Source organism: Streptomyces sp. NBC_01216 (assembly GCF_035994945.1).
Lineage (GTDB): Bacteria > Actinomycetota > Actinomycetes > Streptomycetales > Streptomycetaceae > Streptomyces.
In genome coordinates, this window is sequence record NZ_CP108677.1 from 1,966,188 (window position 1) to 1,986,807 (window position 20,620).

Sequence of the window (20,620 nt, forward strand, 5' to 3'; positions counted from 1 at the left end):
TTGTGAGAGGTGGGATCAGCCCTTGGTGAGGATGGAGCGGGCGAAGAAGAGCAGGTTGGCCGGCTTCTCCGCCAGACGGCGCATGAAGTAGCCGTACCAGTCGGTGCCGAAGGCCGTGTAGACGCGCATCCGGTGGCCCTCGGCGGCGAGCCGGTTCTGCTCCTCGCTGCGGATGCCGTACAGCATCTGGAACTCGTACTCGTCCAGCTTGCGCCCCGCGCGCCGGGCGAGCTCCTGGCCGATGGAGATCAGGCGCGGGTCGTGCGAGCCGATCATCGGGTAGCCCTCGCCCTCCATCAGGATCTTCGTGATCCGGACGTACGCCTTGTCGATCTCGGCCTTGTCCTGGAGGGCGACGGAGGCGGGCTCCTTGTAGGCGCCCTTCACGATGCGGACCCGGGAGCCGTCGGCGGCGAGGCGGCGGGCGTCCTCCTCGGTGCGGAAGAGGTACGCCTGGATGACGCAGCCGGTCTGCGGGAAGTCCTTCCGCAGCTCCTGGTGGATGGCGAACATCGAGTCGAGGGTGGTGTGGTCCTCGGCGTCCAGGGTGACCGTGGTGCCGATGGCGGCGGCGGCCTCCACGACGGGACGCACGTTGGCGAGCGCGAGCTCGTGACCGCCCTCAAGTGCCTGGCCGAACATCGAGAGCTTGACCGACATCTCGGCGCGCGGGCCGAGGCCCAGCTCCTCGAGGCGGCCGACCAGCTCCAGGTAGGCGTCACGGGCGGCGTGGGACTGCCCGACGGTGGTGATGTCCTCACCGACGACGTCGAGGGTGACCTCCAGGCCGCGGCCCGTGATGTCCTCGACGACCGGGATGACGTGGTCGACCGTCTCGCCGGCGATGAAGCGGCCGACGACCTGCTTGGTCCCGGGCGCGGCCGACACGAAACGGCGCATCTTGTCACTGCGCGACGCGGCGAGGATCACGGGACCCAGCACGGGGCACCTCCGAAGGGCGGGGGGTCGAAAGGGGCTGTACCCGGTCGTGGGGAACATGTCGGGAACAGCGAGGAGAACCACCGTGAAACCTAAGGATCGCTCCGATCCTGTGCCATCGACAGCTGTCACGCATCCGCGGACGGCATCTCAGACATTTGGATGAAGGGCCGTGGCGCGGGTGCGAGAATGTCGGCGTGAAGGGCGATTACCAGGAGTTGGTGGACGAGATCTCGGCGCTGCTCGGCGCCCCGGCCACACTGGAGAACCGCGATTTCGGGCTGATCGCCTTCGGGGCCCACGACAGCGACGACGACAGCGCCATGGACCCGGTCCGCACCCGGTCGATCCTGACCCGGAAGTCCACCCCGGCGGTCCGCGCCTGGTTCGAGGACTTCGGCATCACGCGGGCGACGGGCCCGGTACGCATCCCGGCGGCGCCGGACGCGGGCGTCCTGCGGGACCGGATCTGCCTGCCGGTACGCCATCGGGGCGTCGTCCTCGGCTACGTCTGGCTGCTGGACGCCGAGCCGGGCCCGGCACCCGACCGGCTGGCGGCGGCCATGGACGTGGCCACCCGGATCGGGGGGCTGCTCGCCGACGAGGAGCGCGCCGGCCTGGATCTCTCGCGCGAGTTCGCCGCTGTCCTCACCGCCGGCGGAGGGCGGCGGGGCGACGAGGCCGTCGCGGCGCTCCGGGCGGCCCTCGGGCCGGGCGCGGACGGACTGCACACCGTCGTCTGTGTCACACCGTGGCGGGGGGAGGCTCCCTCCGTCCCGGCGGTGCCCGGGGCGGCGGCGGTGGCCACGCTGCCGGAGGCCGACTCACTGGCGGTGCTCGTGCGGCTGCGCACCGCCGAGGACCTCTCCCCCGCCCGCACGGCCGCGGAACGGCTGCGGGGTACCGCCCCGGCCGGCATCGCGACACCGTCGCGGGGCCTGGCGGAACTGCCGTCGGCCTGGCACGAGGCCGCCACGGCGGCCCGCACCGTCGCGGCGCAGCCCTCGCTGGGCCCGGTGGCGGTGTGGGCGGACATCGGCCCGTACCGGATGCTCGCCTCGCTCCCGCACCCCGCCGCGGACCCCGCCGTGGCGCCCTTGCTGGCCCCCGCCCACACGGAACTCGCCCGCACCGCCGAGGTGTTCCTCGACAACGCGGGCCAGGCCGGCCGCACGGCCGCCGCCCTCCGGGTGCACCGGCAGACCCTCTACTACCGGCTGTCCCGGGTGGAACAGCTGACGGGCCTGGACCTGGACGACGGCGAGGACCGGCTGCTGCTCCACATGTCGCTGAAGGCCGCGAGGCTCCGGTAGGGCCTGGTCGGGTTCGGGCGAGGAGCATCCCGGCCATTGCCGAGCCGGCTCGTGCGCCGCGGCTCCTTGATCGCGTCCCGGAGTCTCGCGGTGTCCCGTGCCGGCACCGCACCCGGCCCATCGACGAACGTCCGGAGATCGTCTGTGGGCCGGGTGGCCGTGCCGGGGAACGCCGTGGATCAGACCAGGTTGACCGAACGCGCCGAGTTCGCGCCGATGGCGGCCGAGATCTCGGTGATCACCGTCGCCGGAACGGTGTCGTCCACGGTGAGCACGACGAGTGCCTCGCCGCCTTCCTCGGTGCGCGAGACCTGCATGCCGGCGATGTTCAGACCAGCCTCGCCGAGGATGCGGCCGACCGTGCCGACGACGCCCGGACGGTCCTCGTAGCGCAGCACCACCATGTGGTCGGCGAGCGCCAGGTCCACGTCGTAGTCGCCGACCGCGACGATCTTCTGGAGGTGCTTGGGACCGGCCAGCGTGCCGGAGACCGCGACCTCCTCACCGTTCGCCAGCGTGCCGCGCACGGTGACGACGTTGCGGTGGTCGGGCGACTCGCTCGACGTGGTCAGCCGGACCTCGACCCCGCGCTCCTGCGCGAACAGCGGGGCGTTGACGTACGACACCGTCTCGTCGACCACGTCCTCGAAGACGCCCTTGAGCGCGGAGAGTTCGAGCACCTTGACGTCGTGCTGGGTGATCTCGCCGTACACCTCGACGTCGAGCCGGGCCGCGACCTCGCCCGCGAGAGCGGTGAAGATCCGGCCGAGCTTCTCGGCCAGCGGCAGCCCCGGCTTCACGTCCTCGGCGATGACACCGCCCTGGACGTTGACCGCGTCCGGCACGAGCTCACCGGCGAGCGCCAGACGCACCGAGCGGGCGACGGCGATACCGGCCTTCTCCTGGGCCTCGTCCGTGGACGCGCCCAGGTGCGGGGTGCAGACGACCTGGTCGAGCTCGAACAGCGGGGAGTCGGTGCAGGGCTCCTTCGCGTACACGTCGAGGCCCGCGCCCGCGACCCGGCCCTCCTTGAGGGCCGTGTACAGCGCCGCCTCGTCGACGATCCCGCCGCGCGCGGCGTTGACGATCCGGACGCTCGGCTTGACCTTGTGCAGGGCCTCGTCGCCGATGAGACCAAGGGTCTCGGGGGTCTTCGGCAGGTGGACGGTGATGAAGTCGGCGACCTCCAGGAGTTCCTCCAGGGCCAGCAGCTTCACCCCCATCTGGGCGGCGCGGGCCGGCTGCACGTAGGGGTCGTACGCGACGATCTTCATGCCGAAGGCGGACATCCGCTGGGCGACCAGGACGCCGATGCGGCCGAGGCCGACGACACCGAGGGTCTTCTCGCTGAGCTCGACGCCCGTGTACTTCGAACGCTGCCACTCGCCGTTCTTCAGGGCGGTGTTGGCCTGCGGGATGTTGCGGGCGGTCGCGACGATCAGGCCGCAGGCCAATTCGGCGGCGGTGACGATGTTGGAGGTCGGGGCGTTCACGACCATCACGCCGGCCTTGGTGGCGGCGGAGACGTCGACGTTGTCCAGACCGACGCCGGCCCGGGCGACGACCCGGAGCTTCCTGGCGGCGGCGATGGCCTCCGCGTCGACCTTGGTCGCGGAGCGGACCAGGATCGCGTCCACGTCGGCGATGGCGGGGATCAGCTCGGCACGGTCCGCGCCGTTGCAGTGCCGGATCTCGAAGTCCGGGCCCAGCGCGTCGACGGTGGCGGGCGACAGCTCTTCAGCGATGAGTACGACAGGTTTCGAGCTCACGTGAGTCCTCACAGATCCAGTGCGGACGGCCGTCCCGACGGCCGCAGGCGGTGGAGGGGCTTGCCGCGTGAAAGCGCACGACGCTGTGGGCCTGACGCGAATGTTGTTGAGCAGTGTAGTGGGGCGCCGACGCCGTGCATGCGCCTCGTCGGAAGGATCACCCGTCCGTGGTTGGACGGGCTGTCCAACGATGCGACGGGGGGCCGGACCAGGTGTCCGGCCCCGCGCCGGAAGGCTTACGCCTCCTCGTCGTTCACCCAGCTCATGAGCTTGCGCAGCTCCTTGCCGGTGGTCTCCAGGAGGTGGTTGGAGTCCTGCGTCTTGTACTCGTTGTACTTCTTCAGGCCGCCGTGGTACTCGGCCATCCACTCCTTGGCGAAGGTGCCGTCCTGGATCTCGGCGAGGACCTTCTTCATCTCGGCCTTGGTGGCCTCGGTGATGATCCGCGGGCCGGTGACGTAGTCGCCCCACTCGGCAGTCTCGGAGACCGACCAGCGCATCTTCTCCAGGCCGCCCTCGTACATGAGGTCGACGATGAGCTTCAGCTCGTGCAGGCACTCGAAGTAGGCGATCTCCGGCTGGTAGCCGGCCTCGGTCAGGGTCTCGAAGCCCGCCTTGACCAGCGCCGCGGTACCACCGCAGAGGACGGCCTGCTCACCGAACAGGTCGGTCTCGGTCTCCTCGGTGAAGGTCGTCTTGATGACGCCCGCGCGGGTGCCGCCGATGCCCTTGGCGTACGAGAGCGCCAGCGCGAAGGCGTTGCCGGTCGCGTCCTGCTCGACGGCGGCGATGCAGGGAACCCCGCGGCCTTCCTCATACTGGCGGCGGACCAGGTGACCCGGGCCCTTCGGGGCGACCAGGGCGACGTCGATGCCTTCGGGCACCTTGATGAAGCCGTAGCGGACGTTGAGACCGTGGCCGAAGAAGAGCGCGTCGCCCTGCTTCAGGTTGCCCTTGATGGACTCCTCGTAGACCTGGGCCTGGATGGGGTCCGGGGTGAGGATCATGATCAGGTCGGCCTCGGCCGCGGCCTCGGCGACGGAGACGACACGCAGGCCCTGCTCCTCGGCCTTGGCCTTGGACTTCGAGCCCTCCTGCAGACCGACACGGACGTCGACACCGGAGTCACGGAGGGACAGCGCGTGGGCGTGGCCCTGGCTTCCGTAACCGATCACCGCGACCTTGCGGCCCTGGATGATGGACAGGTCGGCGTCGTCGTCGTAGAACAGCTCGGCCACTGGAATCTCCTTGATGTGCTGGTGTTGCGTCCCACCGTACGGCGGGCAGCGGGAGGGAAGTCTTCGGGTCTCGCCAGGCGGACCGCCGGATGCGCCGGCGGGAGCGGCCGGCGGCCGGGGGGTCGGTCAGGCGCTGCGGTCGAGAGCGCGGAGGGAACGGTCCGTGATGGACCGGGAACCACGCCCTATGGCGATCGTGCCGGACTGCACGAGTTCCTTGATGCCGAACTGCTCCAGCATCTTGAGCATGGCCTCGAGCTTGTCACTCGAACCGGTGGCCTCGATGGTGACCGCCTCGGGCGAGACGTCCACGGTCTTGGCGCGGAACAGCTGGACGATCTCGACGATCTGGGACCGGGTCTCGTTGTCGGCGCGGACCTTCACCAGCACGAGCTCGCGCTGGATCGCGGCGCCGGGCTCGAGTTCGACGATCTTCAGGACGTTGACCAGCTTGTTGAGCTGCTTGGTCACCTGCTCCAGGGGCAGGTCCTCGACATTGACCACGATGGTGATGCGGGAGATGTCGGGGTGCTCGGTGACACCGACGGCGAGCGAGTCGATGTTGAAACCGCGGCGGGAGAACAGCGCGGCGATCCTGGCCAGGATGCCGGGGGTGTTCTCCACCAGGACGGAGAGCGTGTGCTTGGACATGTGCGTCGTACCTCTTCCTACGGCTCTTCGTCTCAGTCGTCTTCGTTGTCGCCGAAGTCGGGGCGGACTCCCCGGGCGGCCATGACCTCGTCGTTGGAGGTGCCGGCGGCGACCATCGGCCAGACCTGGGCGTCCTCGTGGACGATGAAGTCGACGACGACCGGGCGGTCGTTGATGGCGTTGGCCTCGGCGATGACCCTGTCCAGGTCGGCCGGGGACTCACAGCGGAGTGCGACACAGCCCATGGCCTCGGACAGCTTGACGAAGTCCGGGATGCGGGTGCCCTTCGAGGGCTCCAGGCCCGTCGCCCCCGGGCCGGAGTGCAGCACCGTGTTGGAGTAGCGCTGGTTGTAGAACAGGGTCTGCCACTGGCGGACCATTCCGAGGGCGCCGTTGTTGATGATGGCGACCTTGATCGGGATGTTGTTCAGCGCGCAGGTGACGAGTTCCTGGTTGGTCATCTGGAAGCAGCCGTCGCCGTCGATCGCCCAGACCGGACGGTCCGGCTGGCCGGCCTTTGCGCCCATGGCGGCGGGGACCGCGTAGCCCATCGTCCCGGCGCCGCCGGAGTTCAGCCAGGTGGCCGGCCGCTCGTAGTCGATGAAGTGCGCGGCCCACATCTGGTGCTGGCCGACGCCGGCGGCGTAGATGGTGTCGGCGGGGGCGAGCTGGCCGATGCGCTGGATGACCTGCTGCGGCGAGAGGCTGCCGTCCTCCGGCAGGTCGTAGCCGAGCGGGTAGGTCTCGCGCCAGCGGTTCAGGTCGCTCCACCACGCGGTGTAGTCGCCCCGGTGGCCGTCGCTGTGCTCCAGCTGGACGGCCTGGACCAGGTCGGCGATGACCTCGCGGGCGTCACCGACGATCGGCACGTCGGCGACCCGGTTCTTGCCGATCTCGGCCGGGTCGATGTCGGCGTGGACGATCTTGGCGAACGGGGCGAAGCTGTCCAGCTTGCCGGTGACGCGGTCGTCGAAGCGGGCTCCGAGGGCGACGATCAGGTCGGCCTTCTGCAACGCGGTGACGGCGGTGACCGCACCGTGCATGCCCGGCATCCCCACGTGCAGCCGGTGGCTGTCGGGGAACGCGCCCAGCGCCATCAGCGTGGTGGTGACGGGGGCGCCGGTGAGCTCGGCGAGGACCTTCAGCTCGGCGGTGGCACCGGCCTTCAGGACGCCGCCGCCGACGTACAGGACGGGACGCCGGGCGGTGGTGATGAGCTTCGCGGCCTCGCGGATCTGCTTGGCGTGCGGCTTGGTCACCGGGCGGTAGCCGGGCAGGTCCGCCTGCGGGGGCCAGCTGAAGGTGGTCTTCGCCTGGAGGGCGTCCTTGGCGATGTCGACCAGGACCGGTCCCGGGCGGCCGGTGGAGGCGATGTGGAATGCCTCGGCGATGGTCCGCGGGATGTCCTCGGCCTTGGTGACCAGGAAGTTGTGCTTGGTGATCGGCATCGTGATACCGCAGATGTCCGCCTCCTGGAAGGCGTCCGTGCCGATGGCCTTGGAGGCGACCTGGCCGGTGATCGCGACCAGCGGAACGGAGTCCATGTGCGCGTCGGCGATCGGGGTGACGAGGTTCGTGGCACCGGGACCCGAGGTCGCCATGCAGACGCCGACCTTGCCGGTGGCCTGCGCGTAGCCGGTCGCGGCATGCCCCGCGCCCTGCTCGTGGCGGACCAGGATGTGGCGGACCCGGGTCGAGTCCATCATCGGGTCGTACGCGGGGAGGATGGCGCCGCCCGGGATACCGAAGACGGTGTCGGCCCCCACTTCCTCGAGAGAACGGATGAGGGACTGCGCACCCGTGACGTGCTCGACGGTGGTGGCGGTCTGTCCGCCGCTACGGGCCCGCGGCTGCGGATGGTGCCCGGTGGCCTGCTCGGTCATCAGCATTCTCTTCTCGAAGCAGAGGTTTTTGCGAGGGTTTGGGGTGATCCGGTGCAACAAAAAACCCCTCGTGCCGGGAGGCAAGCGAGGGGAGCGCGTCGGTAGCGTTCTCAGCGGGCCGTTCAAGGCCCTGCTTCAGCCGACGCGCTTTCCAAGTACGAGAATTCGGGTGCGCATGGCCCTGACCCTCCCCCCGACGCACCATCAGTGTCAAGCGGGTGGGACGGGCGTCTCATTATTTGAGCGGAACGGAGGATGGAAACCGGCCGCAGCGCGACTACCCGGCAGGCCGGCCGCACCCCCGCTGAGCACGGGCAACGGTGTCGCGCCCGGTAGGGGGTACGCGCCCCGGAGCAGCGCCCGGCGCAGCCGGTACTCGTCCAGCGGGCCCGAGAAGGCCAAGCCCTGACCGTGGGTGCACCCCATGGCCCGCAGGGCGGCCACCTGCTCCGGTACGTCGACGCCGTCGGCGACGGACTGGAGCCCGAGGTCCCGGGCGATCCGCAGCAGCCCACTGGTGATCTTGCGCAGCCGGGCGGACTCGACCACGCCCTCGACCAGCCCCTTGTCGAGCCGCAGCACGTCCACGGGCAGACGGCGCAGCGCGTGGATGGCGGCGTAGCCGCTGCCGAAGCCGTCCAGGCCGATCCGGACGCCGAGTCTCCGCAGGGCCACCAGCCGCTGTTCCAGCTCGTCGAAGGAGGTCCGGGGGTCGTTGTCGACGATCTCGATCATCAGGGAGCCGGAGGGCAGCCCGTGTCGGGTGAGCAGGGACTCGACGGAGTCGAGCGGCAGGGAGCGGTCCAGCAGACCGCGGGCGGAGAGGCGGATGGAGACCGGGGTGAGATAGCCGAGGCCGGCCCGTTCGGCGGCCTGCTCGACGGCCTCCTCCAGGAGTCGGCGGCCCAGCTCGGCGGTGAGCTCGCCCTCACCGGAGTCGACCGGGTCGGTGACCCGGAGGAACTCGGCGGGGGTGAACAGGATGCCTTGCGCCGAGCGCCAGCGGGCCTGGGCGGCGATGGCGGTGACACGGCCGGTGGAGAGGTCCACCACGGGCTGGTGGAGCAGCGCGAACTCGCCCTCGTGCAGGGCGGCGCGCAGCCGGGTCGCCCGTTCCGTCCTGCGCACGACGTCGGCCTGCATCTGCGGGGCGTAGAGCTCGACGCGGTCCTTGCCGCCGGCCTTGGCCCGGTACATCGCGAGGTCGGCGTTGCGCAGCAGGTCGCCGGCTCCGATGCCGGGCTCGGCGAAGGCGACGCCGATGGAGGCGGCGACCCGCACCTCGTTCCCGTGGTCGAGGCGGTACGGCTGCGAGAGCGTGAGGCGCAGCCGGTCGGCGATCTCCCGGACCTGGGCCTCGCGGGCGGCCTGGTCCCGGGTGCCGTCACCGAGGATGAGGGCGGCGAACTCGTCGCCGCCGAGGCGGGCGGCGGTATCCCCGGCCCGCACGGAGTCCTGGAGCCGGCGGGCGGCCTGGACGAGCAGTTCGTCGCCGGCCTGATGGCCGAGCCGGTCGTTGACACCCTTGAAACCGTCGAGGTCGATGAAGAGCACGGCGGTTCCGGGGTCGGAGGAGCGCCGGCCCGCGAGCGCGCCCCGGACCCGCCGGGTGAACAGGGCACGGTTGGGCAGGTCGGTGAGCGAGTCGTGCTCGGCGTTGTGCTGGAGCTGCGCCTGGAGTCGGACCCGTTCGGTGACGTCCCGGCTGTTGAAGATCAGCCCGCCCTGGTGGCGGTTGACGGTGGACTCGACGTTGAGCCAGTCCCCGCGACCGGAGCGGAAGCGGCACTCGATCCGGGTGGTGGGTTCCTCCGCGGGGGATGCGGCCAGGAAGCGGCGGACCTCGTGCACCACGCCGCCGAGGTCGTCGGGATGGATGAGGGAGGCGAGTTCCTCGCCGATGAGCTCCCCGGCCTCCCTTCCGTAGACCCCGGACGCGGCGGGGCTGACATAGCGGAGTATGCCGGTGGGCGCGGCGATCATGATGACGTCGCTGGAGCCCTGCACCAGCGACCGGAAGTGGTTCTCCTTCTGGGCCAGTTCGTGGGTGAGGGCGATGTTGTCGAGGAGCATGATGCCCTGGCGCACGACCAGCGCGAGCACGACCGTGCAACTGGTCATGACGACCACGCGGTCCACGCTTCGCCCCTCGACGACGTTGTACAGGATGCCGAGCATGCAGACGGCGGCGGCGAGGTACGGGGTGAGGGCGGCGAGCGAGCCGGCGACCGGGCGGCTGGGCGACCGCTGGCCACGCGCCGCGGGCGGGCCGGGGTCGGGGCCGCGGCAGGCGCCCCACGGGGCGTAGGCGAGGAGCAGCGAGCCGGCGAACCAACCGGCGTCGAGCAGCTGGCCCGAGGTGTAGTTCTCGCGCAGCAGGGGCGAGGTGAACAGGGCGTCGCAGAGCACGGTCAGCGCGAGCGCGGCGATGGCGGTGTTGGTCGCCGAGCGGTTCACCTGGGAGCGACGGAAGTGCAGGGCGAGGACCATGCTGACGAGCACGATGTCCAGGAGGGGGTAGGCGAGGGAGAGCGCGGCGCGGGTCACGCTCTCGTCCTGGAAGTGCGCGGTGTGCGCGAGAGCGAGGCTCCAGGAGAGCGTCAGCAGGGAGCCGCCGATGAGCCAGGCGTCCAGGGCGAGGCAGACCCAGCCGGCCCGGGTGACGGGTTTCTTGGCGAGCACGAGCAGGCCCACGATGGCGGGCGGGGCGAAGAGAAGGAAGAAGACGTCGGCGAGGGAGGGACTGGGCACCTCCCTGCGGAGCACGACCTCGTACCAGCCCCAGACGGCGTTACCGGCGGCGGCCATGCCGGAGGAGAAGGAGAAGAGCAGCCAGGCGGGGCGGAACCGGTTCCCGCGGACGCGGGCGTGGAGCAAGCAGGAGACGCAGGCGGCGAGGGCGGCGGCGCTCAGGCCGAAGTCCCCCATGAAAAGGGCGAGTTCCTCGGAGCCCCAACCGAGGGCGGCGCCGGTGGCGTAGCCCGCGCAGACCAGTCCGAGGAGGATCTGGGCCACGATCGCGCCGGTCCCGGTGTCGGTGCGGCCCGGCCCCGGGTCCTGGGCGCCGGGAGTGCGGGGGCCGGGGATCCATGGCCCTGGACCGCTCCGCCGGGGGCCGGGCGCCTCCGAGCCGTCGGTACCGCCGCGCCCGCCCGTGGCCTCGGCGTCGCGGGCGCCGCCCCTCCGCATCCCGAGGAGGGCGCCCGGGGTGCTCACCGCGTCCCCCGGGGCGGCTTCGTGTCGGCCGCGTGGGCCTTCGGGCATGGCCGGGCGGGCGGCCTGGCTCGGGAGAGGATGGCCGCCACACGTCGCGCCCGCGGGGCGCACCGGGGTCGGCGACGGCTGCCCCGCCGCATCGGATCGTCGGTCCGTCGGCCGTCCTTCACCCGCTACCCCCCTCAGTGCCTGATGACCCGTCACATCGCTCCCCGGCGTCAACTCGTACTCGACGCGGCCCCCCACCCTCGGGACGATACACCAGGACCGTCACTCAGGGACAGGGCTCCTCTACTCAGCGTGACGGACCGGAGGGGTTGGCGGGCGCCTGGGGGCGCACGGCGCACGGGCGCGGCTCAGGTGGTGAGGACCACGTTGGCCAGTGGTTCCCCTGCCGCGAAGCGCCCCAACTGCGCGACGAGGAGACGCTTCGCCCGCGGCATGAACGCCGAAGTGGAACCGCCGACATGGGGGCTCAGCAGTACACCGGGAGCGTGCCACAGGGGGTGACCGGGCGGCAGCGGTTCCGGATCGGTGACGTCGAGCGCCGCCGTGACGCGGCCGGTCTCCGTCTCCTTGAGCAGGGCGGCCGTGTCCACGACCGGACCCCGGGCCACGTTGACCAGCAGGGCGCCGTCCTTCATCCGGGCCAGGAAGGCCGCGTCGGCGAGATGCCGGGTCTCGGGCGTGAGCGGTGTGGAGAGCACCACCACGTCCGCCTCGGGCAGCAGGACGGGGAGATCGGACAGGGGGCGCACCGGGCCGCGCTCCGTGGCACGGGCGGAGCGCGCGACGCGCGCCACCCGCGCACACTCGAAGGGAACGAGCCGGTCCTCGATGGCGGCGCCGATCGAGCCGTACCCCACGATCAGCACGGACTTGTCGGCGAGGGCGGGGTAGAAGCCGGCCCGCCACTCCTCGGCGTCCTGGCCGCGGACGAATCCGGGGATGCCACGCAGCGAGGCGAGGACGAGGGCGAGGGCGAGTTCGGCGGTGCTGGCCTCGTGGACGCCCTTGGCGTTGCACAGTTCGACGCCGGAGCGCAGGGACCCGACGCCGGGGGTCACGTGGTCGATGCCGGCGGACAGGGTCTGCACGGCCCGAACGGCGGTCATCCCGGCGAGCGGCCGGCAGGCGATCTCGGAGCCCTTCATGTACGGGACGACGTAGAAGGCGCAACGCGCCGGGTCCGCGGGGAAGTCCGGCCCGCCGTCCCAGAACCGGTAGTCGAGCCCCGAGGGGCCCGGCTCGGGCAGGCCGTCGATCTCGTCCGCCGGGATCGGAAGCCACACGTCAGAGGTGGTGTCGTCAAGTGTCATGTCCGGGAGGCTATGCGATGGATCCCGGGCGTCATTGGTTACTTTGGGGGACGGCACAGGGAGGGGTTGCGGCGGGTGGAGCGCAGGACTATCGGGGCGGCGGCGCTCGACGTGGGGGCGGTCGGTCTGGGCTGCATGCCGATGAACTGGGCCTACAGCGCCTCGCAGCGGCGGGGTGACCGCTCACTTCGGACGGTGCACGCGGCGCTGGACGCCGGGGTGAGCCTGCTGGACACCGCGGACATGTACGGGCCGTTCACCAACGAACTCCTGGTGGGGCGGGCGCTGAAGGAGCGCCGGGCCGAGGCGTTCGTGTCCACGAAGTGCGGGCTTCTCGTCGGGGACCAGCACGTGGTCGCCAACGGCCGCCCCGCGTATGTCCGGCGGGCCTGCGACGCCTCGCTGCGGCGGCTCCAGACGGACGTGATCGACCTCTACCAGTTGCACCGGGCGGATCCGGAGGTGCCGGTCGAGGAGACCTGGGGCGCGATGGCCGAGCTGGTCTCGGCGGGCAAGGTGCGGGCGCTCGGACTGTGCGCGGTGGGCGCGCGGGCTTCCCGGCGGGGCGGGGCCGACCGCTACGAGGGAACAATCCGCCGGCTGGAACGGATCCAGCAGGTCTTCCCGGTGAGCGCGGTGGAGGCGGAGCTGTCGGTCTGGTCGCCGGAGGCGCTGCGGCGCCTGCTGCCGTGGTGCGAGGCGCGCGGCGTGGGGTTCCTGGCCGCGATGCCGCTGGGCAACGGCTTCCTGACCGGGACGCTGACGCCCGGCGGTGGCTTCGAGCCGGACGACCCGCGGGCCCGGCACCCGCGGTTCACGGCCGAGATGATGGCCGCCAACCAGCCGGTGGTGGCCGGGCTGCGGCGGGTGGCGGGCCGGCACGGCGGGGACGTCACCCCGGCGCAGGTGGCACTGGCCTGGACGCTGCGGCAGGGGACGCACGTGGTGCCGATCCCGGGAACGAAGCGGGAGACCTGGGCGGTGGAGAACGCGGGTGCGGCGGGTCTGCGCCTGACGGCAGGGGACCTGGCGGAGATCGCGTCCCTGCCCGCGCCGCGCGGCTCCTGGGACTGACCCCCCGCCGGGGCCGTGCCGGGCCGCCGCGGACGCACGGGGGGTGCGGCCGGGAGGCGGGACCGGGGCGACGGGTGAGGTCACGGGGCGGGCCGCCGGGCTCGCGCCGGGCCGCCGGGGCCGCGCCGGGCCGCCGGGCTCGCGCCGGGCCGCCGGGCTCGCGCCGGGCCGCCGGGGCCGCGAGAGGTGTATCAAGGGAGAGGATCGCCGTGAGAAGGGACCGGGGCCATGCGTCGAGCCGGAGCGGGGGCCGTGGCGGCCGCCGTCACGTGGGTACTCGTGGCGGGATGCTCCCCGCAGGGGACCTCGGGTCCGGGAACGGGGAGTGAGCCCGGGGCGGCCCCGCCGTCTGCCTCCGCGGGTTCGTCCGTTCCGTCCGGGGCTCCCGAGCGGGGCCGGGTGAGCGTGGCGGGCACCCTCACCACCGGTCTCGCCTCGCCCTGGGGTCTGGCCGAGCTGCCCGACGGGGATCTGCTGGTGTCCTCACGCGACGAGGGCACGATCACCCGGGTCGACGCCGGGACCGGGGCCAGGACGACGGCCGGAGAGGTCCCCGGGGTGGTTCCGGGGGGCGAGGGAGGACTGCTCGGCCTGGCAGTGCGGGACGGCTGGGTGTACGCCTACCTCACCGCAGTGTCGGACAACCGTGTCGTGCGCATGCGGTACGGGGACCGGCTGGGGCCTCCCGAGGTGGTCCTTCCGGGGATTCCCAAGGGGTCCGTCCACAACGGCGGCCGGATCGCCTTCGGGCCGGACGGCATGCTGTACGCGGGGACGGGCGAGACCGGGCGGACGGGCCTGGCGCAGGACCGGGACTCGCTGGGCGGGAAGATCCTGCGGATGACGCCGGAAGGGCGTCCGGCACCGGGCAACCCCTTCCCCGGCTCGGTCGTCTACTCGTACGGCCACCGCAACGTCCAGGGCCTGGCCTGGGACGAGGACGGCCGGCTGTGGGCGTCCGAATTCGGCCAGAACACCTGGGACGAGCTCAATCTGATCGAGCCGGGGAAGAACTACGGATGGCCCGTGGCGGAGGGCCGGGCGGGCGTGTCCGGCCTGGTCGACCCGGTGGCCCAGTGGAGGACGCGGGATGCCTCGCCGAGCGGCATCGCCTACGCCGGGGGCTCGATCTGGATGGCCGGACTGCGCGGCGAACGGCTCTGGCGGATCCCGCTGTCCGGAGCGGAACAGTCCGGGGCACCCCAGGCGTTCCTCCAGGGAGAGTACGGCCGCCTCCGCACGGTGCTCGCCGCGGGCGACGGCCGCCTCTGGCTGACGACCAGCGAGACCGACACCCGGGGCACACCCGCCGCGGACGACGACCGAATCCTCCGGCTGGAGGTCGAGTGAGGCGGTTGGGACGATGTTCAACCTGGTGGAGGAGCTCTTCGCCCCGGGGCGGAGGCACATCGACGAAGAGCGGCGCAGGATCGCGCTGACCAGGGAGGACCTGGGTGACGGCGACCCCTCTCAGGGGCCGATAGACCTCACCTCGGGCCGGGTGACGATACGCGTCCCGGAGCCGGGCGAAACGCCGCCGGCGGCCGGTCGGGGGCCGGATGAGGACGGCGCCCCGGCCTGGTCCGCGACCGGGTAACCCCGACGGACGGGACACCGCGTCGGCCGGCGGGGCGGGTGAGCACGGCCAGGCCACGATCACTCGCCACGCCCGACGCGCTCCCGTCCGGCGAACCGTCCGAAGCGCCCCTGGTGGAAGAGCAGCGGGTCGCCCGTCTCCACGGCACCCAGGGACTCCACCCTGCCGACCACGACCAGATGGTCGCCGCCGGTGTGGACGGTGGTGAGGACGCAGTCGATCCAGGCGGGGGCACCGGGCAGCCGCGGGGACCCCGTCGACGGGGACGGCGTCCAGTCCACCCCGGCGAACTTGTCGGCGCCGCTCACCGCGAACGCCCGGCAGACCCCCTCCTGGTCGGCCCCCAGGATGTTGACGCAGAAGTGTCCCGCACGGGCGATCCGGGGCCAGGTCGTCGACGTGCGGGCGACCATGAAGGCGACCAGTGGCGGATCGAGGGAGAGCGAGGCGAACGACTGGCAGGCGAATCCGGCCGGCCCGTCGTCGTCGAGGGCTGTCACGACGGTGACACCGCTCGCGAAGTGGCCGAGCACGCGCCGGAACTCGGCGGGATCGAGCGGCATCCGCTCGTCCTCCCGTACCGCCCGGAGCGCGGGCGGAGGCAGTTCCACGGCCGTGGGCGCACCGGCCGACCTGAGGTACCGGACGGCGGTGGCCGCCATCCCCGCGTGTCCCATCACGCCACCCATTGAACCTGACGGATCGTCAGATGAGAAGCCCCGAGCCCCGTACGGACGCGCACGACCCCGCCGGGAATCCGGCGGGGTCGTGGGTCGGCTCGGGCCGGCTCGTCCGGCGGCGACTCGTGCCGCGCCGGTCGAGGCGTGGTGCCAGGGCGGGGCCTACGCCCGGCGGGCGCGGCGGGCGGCCCGGTTCGCCGGCCCGTCGGGCCACAGCCTCGGTCGTCGGCGTGCCGCGATGTCCTCGATCCAGCCGAACGCGAGGACCGCCAGGGCGATCAACGGCCAGGTAACGACGAAGCTCCACAGCATGTACGAGGCGTCGAGTGCCGCGTTGCCCCGGTCGCTGTCCAGGAACGGCAGCCGGTACCCCTGGTTGACGATCAGCTCCGCCACTCCGACCAGCAGGTTGTGCCAGAGGTAGATCGTGACCGCGCGGTTGTTGGACAGCGTGACGAGCTTGTCCCACTTCGCCAGTCCGCCCGGGAGTTCCTGCCAGGAGGGGGCGTACTGGAGCAGGATCACCACGAATCCGAACGACCACATGGCCTGCGCCAGCGGGATCTCGTTGAGGTCCCAGCCCTCGGAGCCCAGGTGGCCCGACGCCCACCACAGACCGAACGCCATCGCCAGGAAGGCCCAGGACACCGCGGCGTAGCGCGGAATCCGCTTCAGCAGTCCGTCGTGGTGCGCGAAGCCCAGGACCCAGCAGGCGCCGTAGACCGCGAAGTCCTTGACCGCCTCACCGGTCTCGCCGGGGATCGTGACGAGTCCCGTCCCGACGACCGCCGTCAGCGCCAGCGGAGCGAGCAGCGTCGCCCACGGGACGCGGCGGAAGGCCCACAGCAGCAGGGGGGACGCCAGCACGAACCACAGGTAGGCGCGCAGGTACCACAGGGGCCCCGCGGCCTGCATCGCCCAGTCGTCGCCGGACGGGTAGGGGGGAGCGCCGACCGGCACCAGATACGTGAACAGTCGGGCCAGGCCCCAGGCGCCGTCGTTGTCCGGGTCCTTGAGCGGATTCCAGCCGTTGAAGAAGAGCAGCGCCAGCGTCACCGCGCTGAACGCCCACAACGGCGGCAGGAGACGGCGTATCCGGCTCGTGATCACCTGGCGCGCCGGACGGTCCAGCGAGCGTGCCATCAGCAGGCCCGCGAGCGCGAACATCACTCCCATGGACGGGAAGACGATCGACAGCCAGCCCCAGCCGAAGACGTGGTAGGCCACCACGCGGACCAGGGCGATCGAACGCAGCATGTCCAGGTAGCGGTCCCGGCCCGGCTTCGGGACGGCCGGGGCGGCGGGCCCGGAAGCAGGGCCGCCCCGCTCCGGGAGGTGGGTCGGTGCGCCCGGCGACGTCAGCGCCCCCGTTGCCTGCTCGTGCGTCGTCATCCGACGGGCCTCCGATCGCCTGCGGTCTTCCCGGCGGCCTGCTGCTGGGGCACCCCACCCGGCGCCGACCCCACCACTCCGGTGCGCCGCAGCTTCTGCCAGCGCAGCCGGCCGCCGGTGAGCGCGGTGATCCAGGACTGGAGCAGGACCACGTACATCAACTGCCGGTAGAGGATCTGCTGCAGGGGCAGCGAGATGAGATGCGTCATCTTCTCCCGGTCCAGCCGGAACGCGTAGGCGGCGCAGACCACCTGGACCGCGAGGACGCCCAGCCATGCGGTGACCGTCTTCCCGGTGGGGCCGAAGACCAGCCCGTACAGGAGGAACACGTCGATCAGCGGCGCCAGCAGCGGGGCCACGACCATGAACAGGGAGACCAGCGGCAGGCCCACGCGGCCGAAGCGGCCCGACGGCCCGCCCTCCACCAGGGCGCGGCGGTGCTTCCAGATCGCCTGCATCGTGCCGTAGGACCAGCGGTAGCGCTGCGACCACAGCTGCTGGACGGTCTCCGGTGCCTCGGTCCAGGCACGCGCGTTCTCCGCGTACACCACGCGCCAGCCGTCGCGGTGCAGGGCCATGGTGATGTCGGTGTCCTCGGCGAGCGTGTCGTCGCTCATGCCCCCGACCCGTTCCAGGGCCGAACGCCGGAAGGCCCCGACCGCGCCCGGGATCGTCGGCATGCAGCGCAGGACGTCGTACATCCGGCGGTCCAGGTTGAAGCCCATCACGTACTCGATGTGCTGCCAGGCACCGATCATCGAGTCCTTGTTGCCGACCTTGGCGTTTCCGGCGACCGCGCCCACCCGGGCGTCCGCGAAGGGCTGCACGAGTTCACCCACGGTGGAGGGCTCGAAGACGGTGTCGCCGTCCATCATCACGATGAGGTCGTACCGGGCGTTCGCGACGCCCCGGTTGAGCGCGGCCGGCTTGCCCGCGTTGAGCTGACGTACGACCCGTACGTTCGGCAGCCCCAACTCCTCCACGATGCGGGCGGTACCGTCGGTGGAACCGTCGTCGATGACGACGACCTCGATGGGGTGTTCGCTGCTCATGAGGGAGCGCACGGTGTTCTCGATGCACTTGGCCTCGTTGTACGCCGGCACCAGCACCGAGACGGGCTCGGTGACCGGGACCGGGCCCCAGCGGAAGTTCTTGCGGCGCACCCGGTGCGCGTGGGCGCCGGACAGCACGAGCATCAGGCCGAAGCGGGTGAACACCAGCACGCCGATGATCGCCAGCGCGACGACGAGCCCGTCGGTGAGGTCGTCAGATGCCTGGACCATGAAGACCCACGCCTTGCCCTTCCACAGCTCCAGACCGGTGACCGGCGCGTTCGCGCTGGGGGCGTCGAGCGCCTCGGTGAGGTTCTGGAAGCGGTAGCCCTCCTCCTGCATCCGCGGCAGGAACTTGTCCAGGGCGCGCACGGTCTGGCTGCGGTCGCCACCGGAGTCGTGCATGAGGACGATCGCGCCCTTGCCGTCCTCGGGGGTGGCGTTGCGGATGATCCGGCCGACGCCGGGTCGGCGCCAGTCCTCGCTGTCGGTGTCGTTGACGACGGTGAGGTAGCCGTGGGTGCCGACGTACTCGGTCACCGGCCAGGACGCGTTGTCCATGGCGTCGGCGAACGAGGAGTAGGGCGGCCGGAACAGGGACGAGCGGATACCGGCCGCCCCGACGATCGCCAGCTGGTTCTGGGACAGCTCCCAGTCCACGCGGCGCTTCGTCTGGAAGGACAGGTCGGGGTGGTTGAAGGTGTGCAGCCCGACCTCGTGGCCCTCGGCCACCATCCGGCGGACGAGTTCGGGGTGGCGCGACGCCATCGTGCCGGTGACGAAGAAGACGGCGTGCGCCCGGTGCTTCTTCAGCACGTCGAGCACCTGGGGGGTCCACGTGGGGTCCGGGCCGTCGTCGAAGGTGAGGACGAGGCTGTGGTCGGGGACCCGGAGGCTGGACACCTTGTCCCCGCGGGTGTCGAGGATCGGACCGCCCTCGAGGACCTCCTCCGGCACCTGGTCCGTTGCGGCCTCGGCACGGACGCGGTGGTCGGCGAGGATCTCGCTGTGCACGTAGCCGCGCAGCATCATCATCGTGACGACGGCGACCAGGAGCAGCGAGGGCAGCACGAAGCGGAGGGGGAGCGAGCGGCGACGGCCGCCCTGGGCGTCGCCGGGAGCGGAGCGGCGTCTACGGGTGCGCGGTGGGGTCACAGGATGTTCTCTGGGGAGGGGGCGACGGCCTGGCCGTGCTCGGTGGGTATCGGGTGGCCCAGGCCGATGGCCATGGAGTCGCCGTTGGCGGGGGACGTGGTGGTTTCCGGTGTGACGGTGCCGGAGGGAACCGGGGAGGTCGGCGTGGGGGTGGCCGGACCGGAGGGGGCGGGGCTCTGGGTGGTGGCGTCCGGCGCGGGCGCCGTGGCGCTGGCGGAGGCGGAGGGGGTGCTCGGGACGCGGGTGGTCGCCGAGGGGCTGGCCGTCCGGGTGGGTGCCGTGGTGCGCCTGCCCGCGTCGGTCGCGCTCGGGGTGAGGGTGGCGCTCAGGGAGGGGGAGGGTGTCGTCGACTCGGTCGGCGACGCGGAAGCCTCGTCCTGCCCGGCCGGCACGGCCTGCTCCTGGTTCGGGACCGGCACCCAGGGAGCGGAGGAGTTACCCGTCAGCACGGTCGCCACGATGACCACGGCGTAGACCGCGCAGGCGACCCCGACGAGGGTGCCGAAGCGCCGGAAGCGGCGGCTGCGACGGCCGGACTCGTCCACGAAGACAGGGCCGTTGGGCTCGCGGCGGAGCTCGGGGACGGCCTCGGCCGGCCGGAGCGACCAGTCGCCGTCCCCGCCGCCTATGCGCACGGCGTCGAGCTGGACCGTGACCTCGTTGGGGTCGTGTGAATGATCGGCCACGTCGCCGTCCGGGGAGGGGGACACGGGCAGCGGTCGTGTCATGCGCGCGTCACCAGAGGGGTGCGGCTCGTCCCGTCGCGGGGTCGGGAACTCCCGCCTTCGGGCGTCCCCTCCCTCGGAGGGGACGGGCTTCGGCTCGGACTCGGCCCCCGGCTGCCTCGTCATGTCGCGTTCATGTGGCAGACCGCCTCCACCCGACGGGATGCCGCGATCCGGGCGATCGACGTCTGGGCCACTCTCGTGGCCGACGTCCCGTCGACCAGGTTGGCCAGGTTGGCCATGATCAAGCCAGTTTTCCACTGCGGCGCACTTCCCCAAGGACATGTTTCGGGCGCGCATACGCTCCCGGGCCGACGTACCTGTTCACAGGATCGAACCCACGTTGGCTCGAACGCCCCCTCTGTCACACTGTGCCCGGGGGCCATGAGGGTAGCGCATGCGTCTGTCGGGAATATGTTCTCGCCGGCTGTGGATTTCCTGTGAAGTCTGAGATCTGGCCGAAACTGGCCGAACCCGGATGCCTACCGATCCGTAACCCCGTGGGGTCATTCACACGGAGGGCATTCCGACCTCGCTCTCGGCCGTGCTCTCGCTGCAGTGACGCAGGGAGGCCCCGGTTCGGTTCGACGGGAGCGTGAATCCGTCCGTAGCAGGGC

16 protein-coding genes are annotated in these 20,620 nt (G+C 71.7%); 4 read left to right on the plus strand and 12 right to left on the minus strand.

Features of this window, described 5'->3' with window-relative positions; translation table 11 throughout:
- Positions 1-15: 15 nt before the first annotated feature.
- A complete protein-coding gene (locus tag OG393_RS08255; protein ID WP_327373973.1) occupies positions 16-942 on the minus strand; it encodes a proline dehydrogenase family protein in 927 nt (308 codons plus the stop codon).
- 194 nt (positions 943-1,136) lie between these two features.
- Between OG393_RS08255 and OG393_RS08260 the strand changes: the two genes are divergently transcribed.
- Positions 1,137-2,252: a PucR family transcriptional regulator gene (locus OG393_RS08260; protein WP_327373974.1), complete on the plus strand. Its 1,116-nt coding sequence runs from the start codon at positions 1,137-1,139 to the stop codon at positions 2,250-2,252.
- A 179-nt stretch (positions 2,253-2,431) separates the two neighbouring features.
- Here OG393_RS08260 and serA read toward each other — a convergent pair whose 3' ends face one another.
- The 6 genes from serA to OG393_RS08290 all read right to left on the minus strand — a co-directional run bounded on the left by serA (position 2,432) and on the right by OG393_RS08290 (position 12,328).
- The gene (serA, locus tag OG393_RS08265; protein ID WP_327373975.1) at positions 2,432-4,021 is read right to left on the minus strand and encodes a phosphoglycerate dehydrogenase; all 1,590 of its coding nucleotides are present in this window, start codon (positions 4,019-4,021) and stop codon (positions 2,432-2,434) included.
- A 236-nt stretch (positions 4,022-4,257) separates the two neighbouring features.
- Positions 4,258-5,259, minus strand: a complete 1,002-nt coding sequence (ilvC, locus tag OG393_RS08270; protein ID WP_327373976.1) for a ketol-acid reductoisomerase — start codon at positions 5,257-5,259, stop codon at positions 4,258-4,260.
- 126 nt (positions 5,260-5,385) lie between these two features.
- Positions 5,386-5,910 carry an acetolactate synthase small subunit gene (gene ilvN, locus OG393_RS08275; protein ID WP_327373977.1) on the minus strand — a complete coding sequence of 175 codons (525 nt, stop codon included), beginning with the start codon at positions 5,908-5,910 and terminating at the stop codon, positions 5,386-5,388.
- Between the two features lie 32 nt (positions 5,911-5,942).
- Positions 5,943-7,799 carry an acetolactate synthase large subunit gene (locus OG393_RS08280; RefSeq protein ID WP_327373978.1) on the minus strand — a complete coding sequence of 619 codons (1,857 nt, stop codon included), beginning with the start codon at positions 7,797-7,799 and terminating at the stop codon, positions 5,943-5,945.
- Between the two features lie 204 nt (positions 7,800-8,003).
- Positions 8,004-10,982, minus strand: coding sequence for a putative bifunctional diguanylate cyclase/phosphodiesterase (locus OG393_RS08285; RefSeq protein WP_327378353.1), 2,979 nt, complete (start codon positions 10,980-10,982; stop codon positions 8,004-8,006).
- Positions 10,983-11,365: 383 nt separating this feature from the next.
- Positions 11,366-12,328: a 2-hydroxyacid dehydrogenase gene (locus OG393_RS08290; protein ID WP_327373979.1), complete on the minus strand. Its 963-nt coding sequence runs from the start codon at positions 12,326-12,328 to the stop codon at positions 11,366-11,368.
- 75 nt (positions 12,329-12,403) lie between these two features.
- Here OG393_RS08290 and OG393_RS08295 point away from each other — a divergent pair, with 75 nt between their 5' ends.
- The 3 genes from OG393_RS08295 (at position 12,404) to OG393_RS08305 (ending at position 14,999) form a co-directional block, all read left to right on the plus strand.
- Positions 12,404-13,402 (plus strand): aldo/keto reductase, encoded by a 999-nt coding sequence (locus tag OG393_RS08295; RefSeq protein WP_327373980.1) that lies wholly within the window; start codon positions 12,404-12,406, stop codon positions 13,400-13,402.
- A 228-nt stretch (positions 13,403-13,630) separates the two neighbouring features.
- Positions 13,631-14,752: a PQQ-dependent sugar dehydrogenase gene (locus OG393_RS08300; RefSeq protein ID WP_327373981.1), complete on the plus strand. Its 1,122-nt coding sequence runs from the start codon at positions 13,631-13,633 to the stop codon at positions 14,750-14,752.
- 13 nt (positions 14,753-14,765) lie between these two features.
- The gene (locus OG393_RS08305; RefSeq protein WP_327373982.1) at positions 14,766-14,999 is read left to right on the plus strand and encodes a DUF6191 domain-containing protein; all 234 of its coding nucleotides are present in this window, start codon (positions 14,766-14,768) and stop codon (positions 14,997-14,999) included.
- Positions 15,000-15,058: 59 nt separating this feature from the next.
- Here OG393_RS08305 and OG393_RS08310 read toward each other — a convergent pair whose 3' ends face one another.
- The 5 genes from OG393_RS08310 to OG393_RS08330 all read right to left on the minus strand — a co-directional run bounded on the left by OG393_RS08310 (position 15,059) and on the right by OG393_RS08330 (position 20,251).
- On the minus strand, positions 15,059-15,688 hold the full coding sequence (locus tag OG393_RS08310) for a flavin reductase family protein (protein ID WP_327373983.1): 630 nt from the start codon (positions 15,686-15,688) through the stop codon (positions 15,059-15,061).
- Between the two features lie 153 nt (positions 15,689-15,841).
- Positions 15,842-17,071, minus strand: coding sequence for an acyltransferase family protein (locus tag OG393_RS08315; RefSeq protein WP_327373984.1), 1,230 nt, complete (start codon positions 17,069-17,071; stop codon positions 15,842-15,844).
- On the minus strand, positions 17,068-19,158 hold the full coding sequence (locus OG393_RS08320; RefSeq protein WP_327378354.1) for a bifunctional polysaccharide deacetylase/glycosyltransferase family 2 protein: 2,091 nt from the start codon (positions 19,156-19,158) through the stop codon (positions 17,068-17,070). The genes OG393_RS08315 and OG393_RS08320 overlap by 4 nt, the downstream gene beginning before the upstream one ends.
- A gap of 116 nt (positions 19,159-19,274) precedes the next feature.
- Positions 19,275-20,006, minus strand: coding sequence for a hypothetical protein (locus tag OG393_RS08325; protein WP_327373985.1), 732 nt, complete (start codon positions 20,004-20,006; stop codon positions 19,275-19,277).
- Between the two features lie 119 nt (positions 20,007-20,125).
- Complete coding sequence (locus OG393_RS08330) at positions 20,126-20,251, minus strand: hypothetical protein (protein ID WP_327373986.1); 126 nt, start codon at positions 20,249-20,251, stop codon at positions 20,126-20,128.
- Positions 20,252-20,620: the final 369 nt, after the last annotated feature.